13 protein-coding genes are annotated in these 21,986 nt (G+C 67.0%); 6 read left to right on the plus strand and 7 right to left on the minus strand.

The features are described 5' to 3' along the window. Positions 1-626: 626 nt before the first annotated feature. Positions 627-2,765, plus strand: a complete 2,139-nt coding sequence (locus ACQR07_RS25475) for a hypothetical protein (RefSeq protein ID WP_434904866.1) — start codon at positions 627-629, stop codon at positions 2,763-2,765. A gap of 174 nt (positions 2,766-2,939) precedes the next feature. Next, positions 2,940-4,493, plus strand: coding sequence for a hypothetical protein (locus tag ACQR07_RS25480; RefSeq protein WP_434904867.1), 1,554 nt, complete (start codon positions 2,940-2,942; stop codon positions 4,491-4,493). Between the two features lies 1 nt (position 4,494). Here ACQR07_RS25480 and ACQR07_RS25485 read toward each other — a convergent pair whose 3' ends face one another. From ACQR07_RS25485 to ACQR07_RS25495, 3 genes are all read right to left on the minus strand, one after another. Further along, the gene (locus ACQR07_RS25485; RefSeq protein WP_434904868.1) at positions 4,495-5,703 is read right to left on the minus strand and encodes a CaiB/BaiF CoA transferase family protein; all 1,209 of its coding nucleotides are present in this window, start codon (positions 5,701-5,703) and stop codon (positions 4,495-4,497) included. A 250-nt stretch (positions 5,704-5,953) separates the two neighbouring features. Beyond that, a complete protein-coding gene (locus ACQR07_RS25490) occupies positions 5,954-6,154 on the minus strand; it encodes a cold-shock protein (protein ID WP_315734280.1) in 201 nt (66 codons plus the stop codon). A 242-nt stretch (positions 6,155-6,396) separates the two neighbouring features. After that, on the minus strand, positions 6,397-8,133 hold the full coding sequence (locus ACQR07_RS25495) for an adenylate/guanylate cyclase domain-containing protein (RefSeq protein WP_434904869.1): 1,737 nt from the start codon (positions 8,131-8,133) through the stop codon (positions 6,397-6,399). Positions 8,134-8,312: 179 nt separating this feature from the next. Between ACQR07_RS25495 and ACQR07_RS25500 the strand changes: the two genes are divergently transcribed. Beyond that, on the plus strand, positions 8,313-9,860 hold the full coding sequence (locus tag ACQR07_RS25500; RefSeq protein WP_434904989.1) for a glycosyltransferase family 39 protein: 1,548 nt from the start codon (positions 8,313-8,315) through the stop codon (positions 9,858-9,860). Here ACQR07_RS25500 and ACQR07_RS25505 read toward each other — a convergent pair whose 3' ends face one another. Together ACQR07_RS25505 and ACQR07_RS25510 are read right to left on the minus strand one after the other, a co-directional pair. After that, a complete protein-coding gene (locus ACQR07_RS25505) occupies positions 9,861-10,892 on the minus strand; it encodes a YcjF family protein (RefSeq protein ID WP_434904870.1) in 1,032 nt (343 codons plus the stop codon). Beyond that, positions 10,889-12,352 carry a YcjX family protein gene (locus tag ACQR07_RS25510; RefSeq protein WP_434904871.1) on the minus strand — a complete coding sequence of 488 codons (1,464 nt, stop codon included), beginning with the start codon at positions 12,350-12,352 and terminating at the stop codon, positions 10,889-10,891. The genes ACQR07_RS25505 and ACQR07_RS25510 overlap by 4 nt, the downstream gene beginning before the upstream one ends. Before the next feature lie 190 nt (positions 12,353-12,542). On the opposite strand from ACQR07_RS25510, the gene trhA reads away from it, so the two are divergent. From trhA to ACQR07_RS25525, 3 genes are all read left to right on the plus strand, one after another. After that, positions 12,543-13,238 (plus strand): PAQR family membrane homeostasis protein TrhA, encoded by a 696-nt coding sequence (gene trhA / locus ACQR07_RS25515; RefSeq protein ID WP_434867775.1) that lies wholly within the window; start codon positions 12,543-12,545, stop codon positions 13,236-13,238. Between the two features lie 24 nt (positions 13,239-13,262). Then, the gene (locus tag ACQR07_RS25520; RefSeq protein ID WP_434904872.1) at positions 13,263-14,057 is read left to right on the plus strand and encodes an SDR family oxidoreductase; all 795 of its coding nucleotides are present in this window, start codon (positions 13,263-13,265) and stop codon (positions 14,055-14,057) included. A gap of 1,331 nt (positions 14,058-15,388) precedes the next feature. Then, positions 15,389-17,062: an outer membrane beta-barrel protein gene (locus ACQR07_RS25525; RefSeq protein ID WP_434904873.1), complete on the plus strand. Its 1,674-nt coding sequence runs from the start codon at positions 15,389-15,391 to the stop codon at positions 17,060-17,062. Positions 17,063-18,290: 1,228 nt separating this feature from the next. Here ACQR07_RS25525 and ACQR07_RS25530 read toward each other — a convergent pair. Together ACQR07_RS25530 and mdlC are read right to left on the minus strand one after the other, a co-directional pair. Beyond that, the gene (locus ACQR07_RS25530) at positions 18,291-19,985 is read right to left on the minus strand and encodes a hypothetical protein (RefSeq protein WP_434904874.1); all 1,695 of its coding nucleotides are present in this window, start codon (positions 19,983-19,985) and stop codon (positions 18,291-18,293) included. A gap of 327 nt (positions 19,986-20,312) precedes the next feature. Further along, the gene (gene mdlC / locus ACQR07_RS25535; protein WP_434904875.1) at positions 20,313-21,935 is read right to left on the minus strand and encodes a benzoylformate decarboxylase; all 1,623 of its coding nucleotides are present in this window, start codon (positions 21,933-21,935) and stop codon (positions 20,313-20,315) included. Positions 21,936-21,986 lie beyond the last annotated feature (51 nt).

Consider the following 21,986-nt stretch of genomic DNA (forward strand, 5'->3'; position numbering starts at 1 on the left):
TCGTCACGAGGCGTAGCGGCGGGGAGCGGTGGACGTGTCGGACCTGGGGCCTGCAGATGCGGGCCGGCGAGCAGGTCGGATGCGGACGGTCAAGTCGTAGGGTCCTGGCATCCCGAAGCCGATGCCAAGTTCGCAGCCGGGCCTTGGTCCGCTGTGGATGACGGTGACCAGAAAGCCCGGCGCACCGGGGAGACTACGAAGCAGCCGTAACACCATCGCGCAGGGAAGGCCGGGTCGTTCCGGCTGAACCTGTGGTTCCTGCCCCGTGCATCCTTTCCGCACGGGGGCCACGGGCCTCAGCCGAGGCTCGGTCTTCCCTGCACCCTCTCATCGAGAGGGGAAACGACCTGCAAAGGCTCGGGCGCGGATCGCGCCGCGAGGCCGTCGCGTGCTGTTCGGATGAGCCGGAAGCCCGGCCGCCGGTGCCCGGTTGGGGTCAGGAGGCGCGCTTCCTTAAGCAAGGAATATTCGAGCACCGCTTGCCACATCTGTTCCACTTTGTCGGCGCAAATCCGCCCCGGATGAATCCCTAAAACCGAGGTAAGCCCTTCAAAAGTAAGATTTTGGCAATCAATCAAACGCTAACTAAGGTTACCAAGGGCTGAACGTCATCTGGAGACTTGAACGTGAGCGAGCAAAAGGCCGAACCGACCAGCCTTGCCGATCATGGCATGGCCAGTGCTGAGCCGGTGCTGAAGACCTCTGTATCCCCCGACGTCGTCGACGTCGCTGCACCGGAGATCGCTCCGGTCGCGCAGGGTCTGATCTCGCCCGATCACGAAGCCCCGAGCGCCGACCGGCCGGCCATCGTGGCCAAGGCTGATGCCCCGGAGGCGTCCGCCGTGCTGCCTCACGCCAAGCCCGAACTGGTCGTGGTCGAGGACGCCAAGGTCGAAGCGAAGCCCGAGGTCGACGCCGGCAAGCCGCAGGACGCCAAGTCTCAAGACATCAAGTCTCAAGACATCAAGCCTCAAGACGTCAAGCCTCAGGCCGTCAAGGCCGACCCGATGGCCGCTGAGACGGCCGCATTGAAGCCGGGCAAGCCCGAGGCCGGCAAGCCGGAGCTGAAGCGGCTCGATCTGGTCAAGTCCGACAAGCCAAGCCCTGACGTAGCTAAGTCCGAGACCAGCAGGACCGATGCGATCAAGGCCGGTGCTGCCAAGCCGAACCCGTCAAAGGCCGTTCCAGGCCAGGGCGCGCCGCGCCAGTCTGCGTCAAAGCCCTCGACGATCCTCGACCTGATCAGGACCGAGCCGGTCAGGTCGGACGCGATCAAGACGGTCGTCTCCGCGGGCGAGATGCTGAAGGTCGAGACACCCAAATTGTCGGCGCTCGCCGCCAACGCGCCGAAGATCGGCCCGATGGGGTCGGCCAAGCCTGAGCCTGCGTCCAAGCCTGAGCCCGCGGTCAAGCCTGAGCCGGTGGCAAAGCCTGAGCCTGCGGTGAGGTCCGAGGTGGCGGTCAAGCCGGAGACGTCGAGCAAGCCGGCGACCATGAAGCCGGACGCGCCGGTCAAGCCGGAGACCGTCGTGAAGCCGGAGCCCGTCGCCAAGGTGGAGGTCGCCATGCGTCCCGAGGTGGCTGCGAAGGCGGAGAGTGTTGCGAAGCCGGAGCCGGCGGTTACTCCGGAGCCGGCGATGAAATCCGAGCCGATCGTGAAGCCCGAGGCCGCCGTGAAGACCGAGGCTGTGGCGAGGCCGCCGGCGGCACCGCCCGCGGCGGCGTTCGATCCGGCGAGCAAGGCGGCTACGGCCGCTGCCGTCGTCGATAAGGCCACGGCCTGGGCCAAGGCCAAGTTCGCGGCCGAGCCGCCCAAGGTCGCGGCCGAGCCGCCCAAGTCTGCTGCTGCTGCGGCCGCGGCGACGTCACAGAAGCCATCAGCGCCGCCATCCGGGACGACGGGCCCGGCAGCGGGACGGCCGCCGCAGCAGCCAGGTAGAGCCGCGCCATCCCGGATTCCCCTTGTGGGCCGGCTCGGCGGCCTGCCGACCATTGCAGCCACCGTGCTGCTGGCGATGGTGGTGGGCGGCGTGGCGGGCAGCCTGGTGACGGCGACCTTCGTCGACCGCCGCGGCACCGACACGGCTGACGCCGGAGGCGCCGCCACGGACGCGACGCTGAGCGCGACGGTGTCGCGGATCGAGAATGACGTCGCTTCGCTGAAGGCCAGCCTGGAGCAGACCAACCAGACCAGCCTCGTCGAGCTGAACAAATCCGCCGAGCGTCTGGACCGGCTCGAGAAGATTCTCGGCGAGCTGTCGACCAAGGCGTCGGGCAAGCCGAGCGAGCTGCAGCGGCTCAGCGACGCGGTGGAGCGGCTGCGCGCCGCGCAGGCCTCGGCGCAAGGCAACGCGGCCTCGCGCGACACGACAGGGTCCGTCCCGCAGGCGGTGGGTGCGATCAATGCCGCCGCGCCGCCGGTCGGCGTCGCCAGCCGGCAGGACGCCAACCGGCAAGAGGCGAGCCGGGCCGAACAGGCTCGCGCGGAGGCCACAAGGACCGAGTCGAGCCGGGCCGAGGCCGCCCGTGCCGAAGCAGCGGCTCGGGCCGATGCGGCGCGCGCCGACGCCAACCGGCCGAAGGTCGTCGAGGGCTGGGTGCTGCGCGACGTCGGTCGTGGCGGCGCGCTGATCGAAGGCCGCGGCGGGCTCTACGAGGTCTATGCCGGCGATCCTGTGCCCGGGCTCGGCAAGGTCGATGCGATCAAGAAGCAGGACGGCCGCTGGGTCGTCTACACCACCAAGGGGCTTGTCGTCGCGCGCTGAGCGACCATGTCTATCGTGAACGTTTCCGGCGAGGCGCCTCACTGCGACGTGAGGCGCCTCGTCGCATATTGGCCCGCAACTGCCGCCTTTCGGCTATCTTCGTTCGGTAGCAAGCCGGCGCTCCGCGCAAGCCGCCCGTCTGGCGCGCGCGGTGAGTTGCGAATGAGGAGACGCATGTTGCGACCGTTGCTAGTTGGCCTGGCCATGCTGTGTTGCTGCCCGCTCGCGCAGGCCGACGAGAGCGCGCCGATCGAGCGCGGTGCTGCGATCCTCGAGCCGTTTGCGCTGCGCGATCTTGACCAAGGCTCGTTCAGTCTCGCCCGCATGCTGGCGCCGGCAGCCGCAAATGCGCCGCTGACGGATGCGGCGCTGTTCGCGCTGCCCTCGATGCAGCCGGCGCGCAAGGCGCTGGATGCCGAGCTCGATCGCTACGTCGCGCGGCACAAGGCGACCTTGCCCAACGAGAGCATCGGTGTCGGGCCGCCGCATGCCTTCCAATTGTTCGATCGTACGGTGCTCGATTCCGCCGATGCACGCTTCGTGCTGGCTGGCGTCGTCAACCGCATGGACCGCGCCTTCGTCGATCCCGAGCATTGCGGCGAGGTGCGGCTGTTGTATCGGCTGACGCGGACCACGCCGCCGGAGACCAAGGACGGCGAGGTGGCATCGCCGCGGCTGCCGATGACGCTCAACATCGTGCTGAAGGCGCGCAGCGATGCGCAGGCCAAGGCCAACGCGCCGAGTTGCGCCGAGATCGCCAAACGCTGGCTCGCGACCGCTGATCTGCAACTGACCGGCCCCGCGCTCGCGGAGAAGCTGATGGCGCCGGACGGGCCGCTGGCGCTGATCGCGCCCGGCAACATCCACCGCATCGAGACCAACCTGCAGATCGCGCATGCGCCGAAATCGGCGATCCGCGATTTCCGCACCGACTACATGATGAAGGTGTTCGACTATCAGGCATCGAGCGCAAGCTTCGAGGAGGCGGTGCTCGAGGATCAGATCGATCGCGACCGGCTGCTGGCGGACGGCGCGCTGGCGCGCGAGTTCAAGGCCTGGCTGCTCGATCCCGTGCATCTCGGCGAGCTCGACCGCGGCATGGCTGTCATCCCCGACAAGTTCCTGGCCAAGGTCGCGGTGGCGCCGACGCCGACCGGCTTCGTCGAGTCCGATATGCTGCCGGCCCATGGGCTGGTGCAGGGCGAGGGCGGCGGGGCGACGGCTGTGTTCAGCGAAAGCGACGTGGTCGGGGCGCTGGCGAAGGCCGCGGCGCAGGGCATTCGGCTGCAGAACATCCAGTCGGTCGCGGGCTTCGAGCGCCGCCTCAACGATTCCAGCTGCGGCGGTTGCCATCAGACCCGCGGCATCGGCGGCTTCCACTTCCCCGGCGTCGACTGGATGGCGGAGAAGCCGTCCAACACCGTCGTGGTGCCGGGCTCGCCACACTTCTTCGGCGACCAGGTCCGCCGCCGCGACATCCTCACCGCGATCGCCGAGGGCCGGACGCCGGATTTCTCGCGCGGATTCGCCAGCCGTCCGCAGCTGCGCGGCAGCGACGAGCTCGCCGGCTCCGTCTACAATGACGGCTGGGGCGGGCATTGCTACGCGGCAAGCAGCACGGCCGCCGGCAACGACAAGAGCTTCTCGGCCTGGACCTGCGCAGCCAACCTGTCCTGTCAGGCCGGCCCGGCGACGCGGTTCGGGATGTGCTTCATCGCGACGCGCTAGCTCAGGCCACCGCGCCGCGTGCGCGCAGCGCCTGGATGGCGTCGGCATCGAAGCCGGCCTGGCGCAGGATCTCGTCGCTGTGCTGGCCGACCTCGGGCGGCTTGCGCGGCGCCACCTTGCGCTGGCCGTCGATGAAGATCGGGCTGTTGACGGTCAGCATGGTGTCGTTCTCGAACGGCACCAGCACCTCGTTCTCGATCATCTGCCTGTCGTGGGGGATGTCGTCGAGAATGCCGACCACCCCGAACACGAGCCCGCTGCCGTCGAGGATCTTGCGCCATTCGGCCAGCGGTTTGGTCGCGAACACCGCGTCGAACTCCTGGATCAGCTCGACCGAGCGGGCGTGGCGATCGGCCTTGGTGGCGAAGCGCGGATCATCGATCAGGTCCTCGCGGCCGAGACAGCGCGACAGGATCGGCCACTGCTTCTCCTCGTTGAGCAGCGACAGCATGATCCAGCGGCCGTCCCGGCACTTGTAGTGATTGGCCACCGCGTTCAGCGCCCGCTCGCGCGGCCGCCTTTCGACGAACGTCGCGCCGCACAACTTGGCCTGAGCCAGCACCGACGCGGCCCAGACCCCGTTCGCCATCAAATTGGAGGCGACGTGGCTGCCCTTGCCGGTCTTCTCGCGCTGATACAGCGCCGTGACGATCGCCCCATAGAACGCCATCGCGCAGGGGTGGTCGCCCATGCCCGCCACCGAGCGCGCCGGCGTCGTGCTCTCGTCGGCGCGCACCAGGTCCATGAGGCCGGACCGCGCCCAATAGGCGTTGCTGTCGAAGCCGGGCTTGTCGGCTTCCTCACCTTTCTCGCCATACCCCGTGAACGACGCATAAATTAGCCGCGGGTTCAGCGGCGCAAGCTTTTCGTAGGTCAGGCCGAGCTTGGCCCGCACCGACGGCGGGAAGTTGGTGATGAAGACATCGGCCTCGCTGACCAGCCGCTGCAGCACCGATTGCGCTTCGGGTTTGAACAGATCGAGGGCGATGCTGCGCTTGTTGCGGGCTTCGAGATACCAGGCGTAGTTGTGCTCGCTGCGCGGATAGCCGGGCAGGTTCGGCAGGTTGCGATAGGGATCGCCGGCGCCGGGCGGCTCGATCTTGATGACGTCGGCGCCGAAATCGGAAAGCACGGTCGCGGCGGCGGGGGCGGCGATGAAGCTGGCGCAATCCAGCACCTTCAGGCCGTGGAAAATGCCCTTGTCGTCCATGAGGCGTCGCTCCCGATACGTGTTTCCGCGTGCTGGAATTCGATGATTTGCACGGTTCGACGGCCATTTGACCCCGGGCGGGCAGCTGAGGCAATGGCGGGGAGGGAGCTCCAACTACAAACAAACGTAAGTATGGTCAGGAGCGGGCACCGCTCCTGTCTGGTCTCTTGGTGCCTCGTGTCACGCTGGCTCGGTGAGAGCAGCGTTGCGCGCCGAAAAAGCCGTGAGGCGGAATGACGCGGCTCGTCTGCTACACCTTCAAATTCTCGGCCGAGCTTCTGCCGCGGTTGGCGATCTCGTCATACTCGATCGTCTGGCCTTCGTTGAGAGTGGTGAGCCCGGCCTTCTGAACTGCAGAAATATGGACGAAAATGTCTTTGCCCCCGGCCGCCGGCTGAATGAAGCCGTAGCCCTTGGTCGGGTTGAACCACTTGACCGTACCTTTAGCCATACGTTGCCTCCGCGGGATCAATCCAGTTCGAGCCGCCGGTCCCCGCCAAACTGTCGGACTCCGTTTCAGACTACTGCGGTTAGGACAGGCTTGATAGCTCAAACCGCGGGCGCGACTGGCCCGAAATGATCGACATCGTGGCGGCTTTGCGGCTTTTGGCCGCCGCATCGCTCGCCGTCCCGCGTCCGCTGCGGCCGCTTCGGTATGACGATGGAGCGTGCGATGAGGTTCAACCAGCCGCCTCATGCTGTCTCGCTCGCCACGGTTGCCTGCGACGGCGTGCCGAGATCGGCGGCCTCCGTTGCCGTCCGGACGCGCATCGGCTCGGCACGGCCGCGGATCTCCACGTCCTGCTGCGGCAATGCATCGGGAGCAAGCCCGGCCCGCGCGTAGACCTCATTCGAAATGATGACCTGACAGCCCAGGGTCTTGGTCATGTCCTGCAGTCGCGACGCGACGTTGACGGCATCGCCGAGTGCGGTGAAGACCATGTGGTCCCGATAGCCGATGTCGCCGACGATCACCTCGCCGCCGTGAATGCCGATGCCGAAGCGGATCGGATCGGGCAGATCGTGGCTGAGCAGAGCATTGAGCTCGGCGATGTTCGCCGCCATGTCTCGGGCCGCCTGAATGGCCTGAGTGCAGGCGGCCTGCGGACCGGCGGAAAGCCCGAACAGCGCGAGCATGCCGTCACCGATGAACTGATTGGGTTGACCGCCATTGCTGATGACGGCCTGCGATACCGCGCCGAGGAAACGGTTGACGATGAAGACGACGTCGAACGGCAGCCGCTTCTCGGCGAGGCTCGTCGAGCCGCGCATGTCGACGAACAGGCTGACGAGGTAGCGTTCCTGTCCGATGCCGGTGCGCGCGCTGCCGTGCTCGCCCGGTGCGAGGTTCGGCATGAACAGCTGGAAGAAGGAGATGTCCGCCGTCGGACGCAACTGACAGGCCAGTCTGATCGAGGGATCGGTGGCGCCGACCTGCGCCAGCACGAATGCTTCGCGCGGCGACGGCGCGGGCAGGGCGTTGGCATCGCCGATCACCCGGATGCGACAGGTCGAGCAGCGTGCGCGGCCACCGCACATGCTGGAATGCGGCACGTTGTTGCGCTGGCTGGCCTCGAGCACGGAAAGGCCCTTCGGCACCTGGATGATGCGTCCATTGTTGTAGGACAGCGTCAGCAGGCCGCCACGTCGTTCATGCAAGGCCCGCGCGCCTCGTGCCGCGAGCACGATACCGATCAGCCCGAGATAACCGATCAGGAAACCATTCATGATGGTCTCGAGCTTCGCCTGTTCGGCCGCCGTCCCGGTTTGCTTCTGAGACAGGTTCTCGGCACGCCACTGTGGCGTCGCGCTCGCGGCGATTACGTCGCGGCCGCCGCGGTAGAACCCGAGCAGCGCCAGTGTCGGGATCAGCACCGCACAGGCGAGCAGCCATGGCGCGGCCCGCTTGTAGAACGGCTTCAGGCGCAGCCAGAAATGCAGGCCGATACAGCCATGGGTCCACGACGTCAGCAGCGCGGCCGACATCAGCCAGACGCGCCAGGATGGCCCGGCCCAGTAGGAATACAGAACCTGTGGATACAGCTTCTCCTGCCCGTAGAGCGTCTGACCGAGGCGCACGCCGGCGAGGTGGCTGAAGATCAGTGCCGGGATGCTCAGCCCAAGTACGAGCTGCAGCGGCTCCAGATTGTTGCGGCCGAATTGCCGGCGCTGGTAGAGCGCCCACAGGCCAAGGCCGCCATGGGTGAGGACGGCAGCATAAAACAGCACGGCCACCGGGAGGAACTGCCAGAACGCCATGTGGTACGCCACGCCTTGGGCGAGCGCCTGCAGGGAGACGTTGCCGAGCGCATGGTTGAGAAAATGGCTGAGCAGGTAGCTGAAGAGGATGAGGCCGCAGATCAGCCGCAGCTGGCGGATGCCGATGCCGCGAAACGCAGTTTTGAGACGATGGGACAACGAGAGGGTCATGCGGTCCGTTTGATCATGAACCGCGATGCTAGAGATTTATTCCCTGCCGGCCTAGAGGGGCAGCCCGCGCGCAGCGGGTGAGGCCGGCGGGTGGAAGCGTTGACTCGTCCGGCAGGTTCGGAGAAAAGCACCGCGTGACGGCCGTTTCCCCCAGCATCGACGATCCGCAGCCACGGTCCATGCGCGCCGCGTGGCTGACCGCGGCGGCCATCATCGCCGGCATGACGATCATGCGGCTGGTCTATGCCGGCGTGCTCGATCTGCGTACCGACGAGGCCTATTACTGGACCTGGTCGAAGGAGCTGCAGCTTTGCTTTCTCGATCATCCGCCGATGATCGCCTGGTTCATCCGCCTCGGTACCGCGCTGTTCGGCGACACCAATCTCGGCGTTCGCTTCGCCGGCATTCTCGCCATGGCCGCATCGCAGCTCCTGCTCGCCGACATCGTCCGACGTGTCACGCATGATGTGCGCGCGGTACTGCTCGCGATCCTGCTGCCGGAGGCTGCGCTGTATTACGGGCTGCTGATGGCCAAGGTCGCGCCGGATACCGCAGCGATCCCGTTTGCGCTCGCGATGATCTGGGCGCTGGTGCGGCTCGCTGAGAGCGATGACGGCCGCTGGTGGCTCGCCACCGGTCTGTTCGGTGGCTTGGCGCTGCTGTCCAAATTCACCGTCGTCATGTTGCTGCCGGCGGTTGCCGCGTTCCTGCTCGTGCCCGCTTGGCGTGGCCGCTGGCTCGCCAGTCCCTATCCGTGGTGCGGCGCGCTGATCGCGCTCGTCGTGGTCTCGCCGGTGCTGATCTGGAATGCGCAGCACGACTGGGCCTCGTTCCGATTCCAGCTCGTCCGCGCGACTGCTCCGCGCGATGTCTCCTTGCGGACTCTTGGAGACTATATCGGTCTTCAGTTTGGACAGGTCGGCTTCGTTCTGCTGCCGGTCACGCTGACGGCGCTGACGTTGACGGCGTGGCGCGGCTATCGCACGCGTGAGCCGGTTGCGATCCTGCTGTCGACTGCGGTGCTGGTACCGTTCCTGTATTTTCTCTGGAAGTCGCTCACCCTGCGGATCGGCGACACCTGGCCGATGTTCATGTGGCCGGTCGGCTTTGCCGCGGTTGCCATCAACATCGTGAAGCTCGAGCAGGACGGCGCGCCGGCCTGGTTCATCCGCTCGACCGTGCGCTGGGCGCGGATTGCGGTGGTCACCGGCATTGCCATGGTCGTGCTGATCTTCCTCTACTACGTCGCCGCGCCCTGGAATTTCCTCGGCCGGAGCGATCCGATCGGCGCCGAGGCCGGCTATCAGCAGGTGGCCGCGCGTGTCGACCAGGAACTCGCAAAGACCGGCGCTACCTGGATCGCGACCTCCGACTATCGCACCTATGCGATGATGCGCTGGTTCTTCAGGGGACGCGTGCCCGTGGTGCAGATCAACGAGCGCGCCCGTTTCATCGGTTTTCGTGATCCCGGCATGAGCATGATCGAAGGTCATGCCGGCCTCAATGTCGTGCGCGAGCCGGACAACACCGGCCGGCTGCTCGCGGACACCAGCGCACGCCGCGAGCCGCTCGAACGCGTGGAGCGGGTCTGGCGCGGCCAGGTCATGGACAGCTACGCGCTGGAGAAACTGACCGGCTGGACGCCCGAGTTGTCGCCGCCGCCGGACTCGCCGCTGTACCAATGGCGCTGGCTCGCCGGCGATCTCGACGGCACGCCGCGCGGCTGATCATTTGTCGTCGTCCTCCTGCTTGCGCAGCAGATCCTTGGCAAGGTCGGCAAGCGCCGGACGCGGCAGCGCGGCAAACGGCATCGGCCGTGTCACGTCGATCGCCGCGAGTCCGAGCCGCGCCGTGAGCAGGCCGTTGAGCACGCCCTCGCCGAGCCGCTGCGACAGTTTTGCGGCGATGCCGTGCCCGAGCACCTGCTGGATCAGGCTGTCGCTCGCCGCCATGCCGCCGGTGATGGCGAGATGGGCGATGACGTGGCGCAGCAGGCTGATCATGCCGAGCGCGCCCGGTCGTCCGCCATACAGCATGGCCAGCTGGCGGATCATGCGCAGGCTCGCGACGAACACGAACAGCACGTCGATCATCGCGCGCGGGCTGACGGCGGTGACGACGGAGACGCGCTGCGCCGCCGTCGACACCAGCTGCCGCGCCTCGATGTCCAGCGGCGTCATCAGCTCGCGCTCGGCGAGTTTGATCATGTCGGCACCGTCGATGATGTCGTCGGCATGGCCTGCCAGCTCCGCGCGAGGACGCGCGAGCCGGGGATTGGCATGGGCGATGCGCAACAATTCCGCGACGACCTCGCGGCTCGCGACGCGATCGTCGGACAGCAGCACCGCAGCCGCCCGTTGGTGCAGCTTCTCGATCGTGGCCAGCCGCACCAGCCCATAGGTCTCGCGGCCGATCACGGCGGCAAGCGCGATCGCCGCCGCCGCGGCGAAGCCGGCACCGACATAGCCCAGCGCCTCGCTGCGCGCGAACAGGTCCTCGATCAGACGTGTGACGCCGAGCCCGAGGCCGAGCAGGACGAGGCCGGCGACAGATCCCCAAAAAACCGCGCCCCAGCGGAAGCCGCGGCGGGCCGGCAGCGCGATCTCGACCGGCACGGGCAACTGCGCCGGGTCGGCTTCGGGCGTGATCTGGATGGTGCCGCGGCCGGGTCGTGCGTTGTCGTCGGCATCGACCACCACGACATCGGGATCGTCGAGCCGGAAGGTCTGGGGGCGGCGGTGCTTGGGTCGCTCGCTCATTGCAGCCGGTCTCCGATCAGGAACTGAAGGGCGCGGTCCAGACGAATATGGGGCAGCGCCGGCTCGCCGCCAGCGTCGGGCTCCAGTAGCGGCGGGCGGAAGCGGAGAAAGCGGAAGTCGGCACCGTCCGCTTCGGCGCTGGACAGGCCGCGATAGGCGCCGCCCTTGAACAGCTCCTCGGGGTCGGCCGGCAGTTCGCCCGGAAAGGTCGCCACCTCGGTGTTGCCGTCGAAGATTTCGCCATTGGCGCTCTCGCCCGCAGCCGGCGTGCCGAGCAGCGACGGCAGCTTGTCGCGGCCGCGTGCGACCAGCGCCTCGCGCGTGGCCCTGACGGCCGCGAGCGCGACGACGTCGATCTCGGCGCCGGTGCTCTCGGCGCGCGCCAGCGCGCGGTTGACCGCGCGCCGCAGCACCGCTTCGAGCCGGTCGTGGCTGGTGTGATGCAGATGGTCCGCCTTGGTGGCGGCGAACAGGATGCGGTCGATGCGCGGCCGGAACAAGCTCGACAGCACGGAGCTGCGCCCGACGCGGAAGCAGTCGAGAATGCCGGTCAACGCGGCCTCAAGATCGTGCAGCGCCTCCGGCCCGGCGTTGAAAGCCGAGAGCGCATCGACCAGCACGATCTGGCGGTCGAGCCGGGCGAAGTGGTCGCGGAAGAACGGCTTGACCACGATGTCCTTGTAGGACTCGTAGCGCCGCGCCATCATCGCCCACAACGAGCCGGCCGGCGCGTGGCCGTCGGCGGGCACGTCGAGCGGTGCGAAGGTCAGCGCGGGCGAGCCTGCGAGATTGCCGGGCATCAGGAAACGGCCGGGCGGCAGCAGGCTCATGGCAAAGCGGTCGTCACGGCAGGCGCGCAGATAGTCGGTGAACAGGCGCGCCGCCTCCAGCGTCGCCGGTTCGTCCTCGCGGCCCTCCGCCTTGAGGGTCGCCAGATGCGCGTGCCAGGCCGCCGCCAGGTTGGCCCGCGGCTCGCTGCGCGACAGCGCCAGACTTTCGCGGGCCCAGTCCTCATAGCTCTTGTTGAGCAGCGGCAGATCGAGCAGCCATTCGCCGGGATAGTCGACGATGTCGAGCGTGAGCGTGCGCTCGGCGCCATTGCTGCGCTGGAATTCGATCACCAGGCGGAGCTCGCTGATGTCGACGGTCGAGCTCGGCCAGCGCCGCTCGGTGACCAGCGCGCGCACGTGGCTTTCATAGGCAAAGCGCGGCACGCCGTCGTCCGGTTGCGGGGCCAGAGCGGCCCTGGCGATGCGGCCGGAGGCCTGGGCCTCGAACACCGGCAGACGTCCACCACGCACCAGGCCATGAATCAGCGCGGTGATGAACACGGTCTTTCCGGCCCGTGATAATCCGGTGACGCCGAGCCGGATCGTCGGGTTGAAGAAGCTCTCGCCATAATCGAGCAGGGCGCGGGCGGAAAGCCGCGCTTCCTCGATGAGTTCGGAAAAGGACGCCATGAGGGGGAGGAGATTCGTCTATTGAAAAGGCCGTGAGTGATTTTTGAAAGGTGGCGATGCAAAACGCCGGATTCAAGCTCACATTCGCGGCCCGTTCCGGGTAGATTCACAGCTTGAACGGAACGTTGACCATCGGAAACCATAATCGTCCTTGCAACATTGTCCCGGGCAACCAGCGCCAGGTTTCTCCATGACCGTATTTCAACTGAAGCAGCTCGCCTCGTCCTCGGTTCATGCCGCCACTGGTGCGGTCCGCTGGAATTACGACAAGGTCGAGATGATCGCGGACGGCATCGTCCACATCGTGGGTATCGCCGCGGGGCTCGTGGCCACGACGGTCCTGGTGGTGCTGACGTCGATCTATGCCAACCCCATCGACGTCGTCGTGGTGTCGATCTATGTCGCCGGACTGCTGTCGATGCTGATCCTGTCGGCGACCTACAATCTCTGGCCGGTGTCGCCGACCAAATGGGTGCTGCGCCGGTTCGACCATTCGGCGATCTATGTGCTGATCGCGGCCACCTACACGCCGTTCATCGCCGCCCTGAAGGATACCGTGTTCTCGGTGGCGCTGCTGCTCGGGGTCTGGGGCGTCGCCATCTTCGGCATCGTGCTGAAGCTGCGCTGGCCGGGCCGGTTCGACGCGCTGTCGATCGGGTTGTACCTGGCGCTCGGCTGGAGCGGCATCATGATGTATGACCGCGTCATTGCGGTCATGCCGACCTCGGTGCTGGCCTGCGTGCTCACCGGCGGCATCCTCTACAGCCTCGGCGTCATCTTTCATTCGTGGCGGCGCTTGCGCTTCCAGAACGCGATCTGGCATGGTTTCGTCCTGCTCGGCGCCGGCTTCCATTACACGGCGGTGCTCGATCTCGTCCTGACATAGAATATTCCGCGCGGAGGGCTTTGCATGCAGGTGACCGGCAAGATTGTAGTGGTCACCGGCGGAGCCCGGGGCATTGGCAAGGCGCTGTGCGAGGCATTCGCCCGCGAGGGCGCCGCCAAGGTGATCGTGGCCGATCTCGATGGCGAGGGCGCCAAGGCGGTCGCGGACGTGATCGGCGGCGCGGCCTTCACATGCGACGTCTCCCGTGAAGCCGACATCAAGCACGTCATCGACGAGACCGAGCGGCAGTTCGGACCGATCGCGCTGTTCTGCTCGAATGCCGGCATCGGCGGCGGATTCGATCCGCTGTCGGTGAATGTCGGCGGCACCTCGGACGAGCCGTGGGCGCGCAGCTGGGCGATTCACGTCATGGCCCATGTCTGGGCGGCGCGGCATCTCATTCCGCGCTACAAGGCGCGCGGCGGCGGCACTTTCCTCAACACCATCTCGGCGGCCGGCCTGTTGTCGCAGGTCGGCAGCGCGCCTTACTCGACCACCAAGCATGCCGCGGTGGGATTTGCCGAGAACCTCGCAATCTCGCACAAGGCCGACAACATCAAGGTCTCGATCCTGTGCCCGCAGGGTGTCGACACCGATATGCTGCGCGGGATCCCGAAGGGCCCGCAATCCGGCGACGGCGATTTGTCGCCGGAGCAGGTGGCGCAGGACGTGCTGAAAGGTCTCGCTGACGAGAGCTTCCTGATCCTGCCGCATCCCCAGGTGCTCGGCTACATGCGCAAGAAGACCGAGAACTACGACCGCTGGCTCGGCGGCATGGCCAAGATCCAGGCCAAGATGCGCGAAGAATTCGGGAAGTAGATCCTTACAAGCGAGCGCGTAGGGTGGGCAAAGCGGAGGCCCGCAGGGCGGCCGCGTGCCCACCGTGCATCTGCATACTCGGCGCGAATGGTGGGCACGGCGCACGAAAGAGCGGAGCCTGTTGCAGGCAGTATGCATGGCGCCTTTGCCCACCCTACGGCAGCATCGCTCCGGCGGACGCTTTGCTGCGACTGCATCGACACGCACCGCTGTCGTCCCGGCCTAGTGCGCAATTGCGCACGCGGCGCCGGGACCCATAACCCCAGAGAGCGGTTCGAGGCACACGCGTCGACCATCTCGCTCCACGAACTCGGCCGCGGCGTATGGATCCCGGCGTTCGCCGGGATGACGATGGGGAGAGATCGCGTACATGCCATCGACAATCGAATTGATCCAACAACGTTGGACATGACCTCGCGCTCTCGCGGCGCATCACGCCCGAGTTGTGAGTCGAACATGTCCCTTCTCAACTACGAAGGGCGCAGGGAATGCCGGGTGACGGCGTCACCCATGGCCCGCCTGCGAAAAAAATGCAGGCGGCAGGTAGCACAGGTGCAGCCGGATCAGCCCGGCATTCCCTGCGCGATGGTTTTCACGCTTACTTTGCGCTCTCCCCGGTGTCCGGCTCGTTAGCCACCGTCATCAGCGCGATGCGCGAGGCATCGTCGCGAACTTGACGCCAGCGTCGGGGCGTCGGGACCACGCAACTTCACGTCCGCAACGGCATCGTTCGTCCGCGCCTCCTGAAGAAACGCTGCGAGCCGCCGCGGCCACCGCATCCCCGCCTCGCGTGTCGTGACGATCGCGCGCAACGCCCCTCCGTGGTGAGGCGGGATACGCGGGACAATCGTCGTGATTTGCCCGACGGTGCAAGGCGTGCGGCTGCGACAATTCACCACGACGGGCAGTTGCCGCATGGCCCTCATGCGAAAAATGCCCGTCGTGCAGTTGCTCGCGCCGTCTCCGGTTGGATCATCGTCGGCAGAGCCGGAATTGCGCGGCTCACGTGCTCGCTTTGGGGCACAAGTGGGGCCGCGTCACGTTCGGCTGGAATTCCGACCAATTAGTCCATTCAGCGCACGGCCTGGTGAGACGTCAGCTTGCACTCTTGCGACTTCATTTAATTGTCGCATGAAATCTCCCCAGCTCGGCAAAACTTCCGCCGACCTTTGCCGGTCATCTGGCAGGCAAGGGGAGCTGGTCGTGCACATGCTGCGCGTGGTGTCGGCGGCGACCTGACGTCATCGGCCATCTCTGCACAGTCCGGCGCCCAATTGCCAGATCATTCACCACCCAAGACCAGCGCGTTCGCCGTGCGGACGAAGCGGCTCATGGTGACGCGCTCCCAGCGAGGGGTCACGCTTGCGCTGGTCGAGGTGCTGCTGACCGTGATGGTGGTCGATGCCGCGTCCGCGCAGCAGATCATCAAGGCCAAGCCGACCGATATCGTCCCAGGTCGCGCCGATCGCCTGTTCTTCCGCCATGTCACCGCACGCAGCATCTACTACAATGTGCCGCGCGTCGCGACCGACAGCCGGACATTGATGATGCGCCAGGATCCGCGGAGCATCACCTCGCTGCTGCGCCCCGTGCGCGAGGCGGGAGCGCCGGCTCTCGCTGCGCCCGGCAGGCCCAATGCTGCGAGCGGTGGCTTCGCATTCGGACCCGCGACCTTTCAACCTGCTCGTGGCGCGCTCGTCGCCGCGGCCGCGCCGTTGCCGGCATCGCAACCCGCCAGGCAGATTGCGGCACCGGTCGCTGCGCCGGCGGCAGTTGCCAAGCCCGAGGCGCCGGTGACGGCGGCGCAGCCCGCGGCCGTGTTGCGTAATCGCGACGTCCTGCCCGACCGCAATCTCGACACGGTGAAGCCGCCGCCGGTGACGCCAGATGCCAAGCCCTACGACCCGACCGGCCTGACCGTCGGATCATTTCTCGTGAAGCCGGCGGTCGAGATCCAGGCCGGATACGACAGCAATCCGACGCGGCGAACCGGCGGGCCGGGATCGCCGGTCGCGATCGTGGCGACGGAGGTCTCGGTGCGCTCGCAATGGGAGCGGCATCAGCTCAACGCGGACTTCCGCGGTGCCTATACCGAGGACACCAACGTCCGCTCGCTCAGCCACCCGACCTTCGAGGGGCGCGCGCAAGGGCGCTACGACGTCATCGAGGGCACCGCGCTCACCGGCGAGGCGCGCGTCGTCAACGATGCGCTGGCGCTGCCCGGCGCGCTCAAGCTGCCGCGTGCCACGACGTTCGGCGGCAGCGCCGGCGTGCTGCAGAAGATCGGCCCGACCGAGATCGCGTTCAAGGCGTCGGCCGACCGGGTCGTGTTCAACGATGCCATGATCACGGCGAACGTGCCGTTGCGCACGCAGGATCGCAACTACACCCAGCCCGGCGCGCAGGTGCGCGTCACCTATGTGCTGACGCCGACGATCTCGCCGTTCATCGACATGAGCTTCGACCGCCGCAATCACGATCTGCAGGTCGATTTCAACGGTCAGCGCCGCGACTCCAGCGGCATCGCCGGTCGCGCCGGCGCCGTCGTCAACATGGGATCGCTGACCGGCGAGGCCTCGGTGGGCTATCTCACGCGGCGCATGGATTCGCCGCTGATGCCGAACATCAGTGGCGTGATTGCGGATGCGACGCTGGCCTGGGCCGCCACCGATGCCACCACCTTCGTGCTGGTGGCGCGGTCGCAAGCGTCGGAGACGCCGGCGATGAACGTTTCCGGCATCCTGTCGCGCGACGTGATCCTGCAGATGGATCATCAGTTCGAGCCCTGGCTGATCGGCACGCTGCGCGGCGGCTACGGCCAGGATCAGTTCGTCGGCGCCGGCCGGACCGACCAGCGCATGTTCGTGGCCGCCGGCGGCGTCTACAAGATGAACCGCAACATCCAGCTGAAGAGCGAGGTCCGCACCGAATGGACCCGCTCCAACGTTCCGATCAACAACTTCATGGCCGTCGTCGGCGTCGTCGGCGTGCGCGTTCAGTATTGAGCGCGTCGCGGGAGCTCTCGCTCCTCCGCCGCATCGTTGGATAAAGCGTACGGCGTACTCGCGATCATTCTGCTGAGCTGGCAGAACGTCGGCTTGTCGCGCAAATTGGACACCACCCGTGCCGCTGCGCCTCACGCCAACCCTCTCAGCGCGAGCGAAGCTCGTCGCGACCCCGTGAAGAACGGGGCGAGGGAGCGCAGCGTGCTCGTAGCGAAGACGCGTTTCTTATCCGTCTTGGAATATTTGCGGTCTTGATCGAAAGGGACCCTAGTTGTTCTACTAGGATTGGAATCCTGGTCATTTCGTTGAGGCAATCTCTATCGTCGCGGGTGCTGCAACCTCTCCCCGCCCTTTGCGGGGAGAGGTCGGATTGCGCAGCAATCCGGGTGAGGGGCATGGCACTCATGTGGCTCAGATCGTGGTCCATCGGACGGGTACGACGACTCCGCAGCGACCGACGACGCTGAAGGCGTACTCGCTGTCATTCTGTCGAGCTGACGGGATTAGTTCGTCATCCATAAGCTATACCACCCGTGCCGTTGCCCCTCACCCCGACCCTCTCCCCGTGAAGAACGGGGAGAGGGAGTGCAGCGTGCTCGTGTTGGGGGTTCGTGTCTCATCAGTATCAAAGTCTCAATCATCCAGCTGATTAGGAGTTTTATTGTCGCGTTGAGGCAATCTCGTCCGTCGCGGGTGCTGCAACCTCTCCCCGCCCTTTGCGGGGGCGCGACGAGCTTCGCTCGCGCTGAGAGGTCGGATTGCGCAGCAATCCGGGTGAGGGGCATGGCGCATAAGTGGCTCAGATCGTAGTCTATCGGACGGGCAGGGTTCCTTTAGCGGTGGACGACCCTGAGGGTGTACTCACCGTCATTCTGCGAGCTAATAAGTCAGTTCGTAGCACGAAACCTATACCACCCGTACGGCTGCCCCTCACGCCAACCCTCTCAGCGCGAGCGAAGCTCGTCGCGCCCCCGTGAAGAACGGGGAGAGGGAGTGCAGCGTGCTCTGCGACATCGGTAGAAAAAAGCCCCGCGTGGGGGGCGGGGCTTGAGGCAATGCATGTCCGGCGGATGGGAGCCGGAGCGGATCGCGCGACGGGGTGAGGTTAAATCCTGTCTCGGGATCATCCCCGGCCGTTCGGCATGCGGCTGGTGGTGGCCTTGTTGTCGTTATCGGACCCGCGCCGCCCTCAGGGGAACCAAAAGGGGCGGCGCGGAGTGCCGGGGCCTTACTGCTCGAGCGCGGCCAGCGCAGCGTTGCCGATCTGCTGCGCCTCGGCCCAGGCGGCCTGAGTCGCCTGCTGTGCGGCGGTGTAGCCAGCCTGGATCTGCTGCTGGGCGGTGGCCCGCAGCGCCTGCTCCTGCTGCTCGCCGGTGTCGCGGGCCTGCGTCAGCGCCTGGTTGTCGGCGTTCAACTGATTGTTGGCAGCGTTGAACGCGTTGGCGGTGGTCTGCGCCTTGGCGTTGGCGGCGGCGAGCGCGGCCTGATTGGCGGCGTTATTGGCCCGCTCGACCACCTCGGCCGCCTCTTGGGCGTCCTGCTTGGCCTGCTGTGCCACCTGGCGCGCCTGCTCCAGCGCCTGGCGGTCGGCGTTGACCTTCTGCTCGGCCGCTTCGACCGTCGCATCAATCACGCCGATCTTCTGGTTGAGCGCGGCCTCGACCGTCTTCTGGTTCGCCGATGCTGCGGCGTTGGCGGCCTGGGTCTTTTGCTGTGCGACGGCGCGGGCCTGCTCGCCGGTCTTCAGCGCCGCCTGCAGCGCGGCCTGTTCGGCGGCCTCATTGGCCTGCTGGTTGTTGTTATTATTGTTGTTGTTGCCGCCGTTGCCGGCCGCCGCGCCGCCACCATTGTTGGCGTTGCCGCCGTTGTTGGCATTGCCGCCATTGGCGGCGTTGCCGGCGGCCTGACCGGCCTTTGCCGCGGCTTCCGCGGTCTCGCGCGCCGTATCCTTGGCGGCGTTGGCGGCCTCCTTGGCCTCGTTGGACACGTCGATGTCCTTGTCGAGCTTCTGGAAGGCCGCCTGCAGGGCGGCGGAGGCCGCTGCGAGCTTCGCGGCATTCGCGGTGGCCGCAGCCTGGTTGGCGGCCGTCGGGTTCTTCTCGGCCTGCTCCTGGGCCTCGATTGCGGCGCCCTTCGCGTTCTGCTCGGCCTGGCGTGCCACGTCGATGGCCTTGCGGTCGGCGGCGACCTGGGCCTCGGCCGCGGTGGCCTTCTGCGCAGCGGCGGCCGCAGCGGCGTTGGCCTTGGCGACGGCATCATTGTTCGCTGCGCCTGCAGCAGCTGCGGCCTTGGCCGGGGTGGCTGCGGCGGCGGCCGGCGCTGCGGCGGCCTTCGCGACAGCAACGGTGGTGGCGGCCGCAGCCGGCTTGGCTGCTGCCGTCGTGCTGGTGGCGGCCGCAGCGGCGGTCTTGGCGATGCCGGTGGTGGTTGCGGCGGCGGCCGGCTTGGCAACGGGGGTCGGCGTTGCCGCGGTGGCAACGGCGGTGGGCTTGGTCGCCGCGCCAGTGGTGGTGGCAGCCGCAGCGCTCTTGGCGGCGCTGCTCGCCGCGGCCGTGGCGGCGGTCGTCGCAGCCTTGGTAGCCGCGCTCGCGGCAGCCTTGGCAGCCGCGCTGGCGGCGGCCTTCGCGGCGGCGTTGGCGGCCGCCTGCGCTGCGGCCTTGGCCGCGGCGGCGGCAGCAGCCTTGGCAGCCGCATCCTGTGCGGCCTTGGCGGCAGCCTTGGCCGCAGCCTCCTGGGCGGCCTTTGCGGCGGCGTTGGCGGCGGCATTGTTCGTGGTGGTCGTGGTGGCGAGCGCCATGGCCTGCGCATTCGCCTGATGCGGCAAGGCGGCCACGGCAAGCGCGGACATGAGGGCAAGTGCGCTGACGTGGCGATAGAGGTGGGTCTTCGATGTCGCCGTTTGAAGGTTCTTCTTGTCCGCCATCAGCTCAACTCCATTGGTACGCTGGATTGGATGATGGAACCTTCTGATAATGATTTTTGCTTGCAGCGTGGTCGGACCTTGCAAGCAGCATGGCGTCCGCTTGCAAGGTGACGGCAGGATTTCGCGATGTTTGCGGCGGAGCGCCTGCGGCAGGACAGCGCAACTCGGCAGAAAGCTTTCGAAACAATTGGTTGCGGCTGAACCGCCGGTTGCACCGTTGCGGCGGGCCGATGCGCAATTCGCGGCAGGACACATTGTCGCCGCCGCAGTGCGACGCATTGTCGCATCATCGGTGATTGACAAGGCCGTCCGGTAATCGAACGGGGCTCAGTTCTTCTGCGCGTAGAGCAGCGGCACCGCGGAGTCGACCATCACCTCGACCAGGCTTGTGCCATTGTGAGACAGGCTGCGCGCGAGAGCGGAGGCCAAGTCCGCGGATCGGGTGACACGCACGGCGTCGCAGCCCATGCCCTCGGCGAGCTTGACGAAATCGAGACCGGGCAGCTCGAGCCCGGGCACGTTGCGCACCTGCATGACCTGGCTGAACGAGCGCATCGCGCCGTAGCCGGAATTGTTGATGACGACGACCGTCATCGGCAGCTTGCGCTGCGCCGCTGTCCACAGCGCCTGCAGCGAATACATCGCCGAGCCGTCGCCGATCAGGCAGACCGTGCGGCCCGTCTCGCGGCCGAGCGCCATGCCGACCGCGGCCGGCAGGCTGTAGCCAAGCCCGCCGCTCGCCATCGTGTAGAAGGAATCCGCGCCCGGCATCGGCATGTGCTTGTACATCAGCGGCCGGTGCGAGGGGATCTCCTCGACGACGGCGCTGCTGGCCGGCAGCGCCTGCGACAGCGTGTGCAGCAGATAGTCGACGGGAATAGGATCCGCCGGCTTCGGCGTGTCGGGCAGAGCGCGCCCCTTCGGCGCGGCGCGCTTCGTCTCAGGCAGCAGCTCCAGCAGCAGCGACAGTGCGGGGCGCATCGTCGCGATGATGCTGGTGCCGACCGGCGGCACCGCAGCGCCGTCGGCATCGTCGGTGATCTGATAGAGCGCGGTGCCGCCGTCGAAGATCGCGGCGTGGCCCTCGACATGGAACGTGAAGACCGGCGCGCCGATCACCACCACGACATCATGCGGCTTCAGCGCGTCCGACAATTGTCCCGGCGCGGCATGCAGGAATCCAGCGAATTGCGGATGGCGCTCGGGAAACGAGCAGCGCGCCGAGAACGGGGCGACCCAGACGCTGGCCTTGGCCTTTTCCGCAACCTGTACCATCAGCTCGACGCAACTGGCGCGGTCGATGCCGGGGCCGACGACGAGCGCGGGATTTTTTGCCGCCGCGAGCGCGCCGGCCAGTTCGTCCATCGCGGCGCGGTCGGGGCCGAGCTCGCGGCTGATCCTGCGGGCCGTGACCGGCTGCGCCGGATGCATCCAGTCGTCGATCGGGATCGAGACGAAGGTCGGCCCGCACGGCGGCTGCATCGCCGTGTAGTAGGCGCGCGCGATCGCGCCGGGCACGTCCTCCGGCCGCGCCGGCTCGACGCTGTATTTGACGTAGGGACGCGGGAATTCGCTCGGGCGCTCGGCATAGAGGAACGCCTGTAGCGGCAGGATCGAGCGCGCCTGCTGGCCGGCGGTGATGACAAGCGGCGTCTGGTTGCGGTGCGCGGTGTAGATGTTGCCGAGCGCGTTGCCGACGCCGGCCGCCGAATGCAGGTTGACGAAGCCGGCATTGCGCGTGGCCTGCGCATAGCCGTCGGCCATGCCGACCACGGAAGCCTCCTGCAGGCCGAGCACGTAGTCGATGTCATCGGGCCAGTCGCTGAGGAACGGCAGCTCGGTCGAGCCGGGATTGCCGAACACCTTTTTGATGCCGAAGGAGCGCAGCAGCGCGAAGGTGGCCTGCTTGACGGTGACGGGCTTGGTCGTTGTCTTCGTTGCTTTGGCCAAAGGCGTTTCCCCGATTGCCGTCATCACTGATGTTCGTCATTGCGAGGAGCG

Origin of the sequence: Bradyrhizobium sp. HKCCYLS20291 (genome assembly GCF_051167715.1) — a bacterium.
Classification (GTDB): domain Bacteria; phylum Pseudomonadota; class Alphaproteobacteria; order Rhizobiales; family Xanthobacteraceae; genus Bradyrhizobium.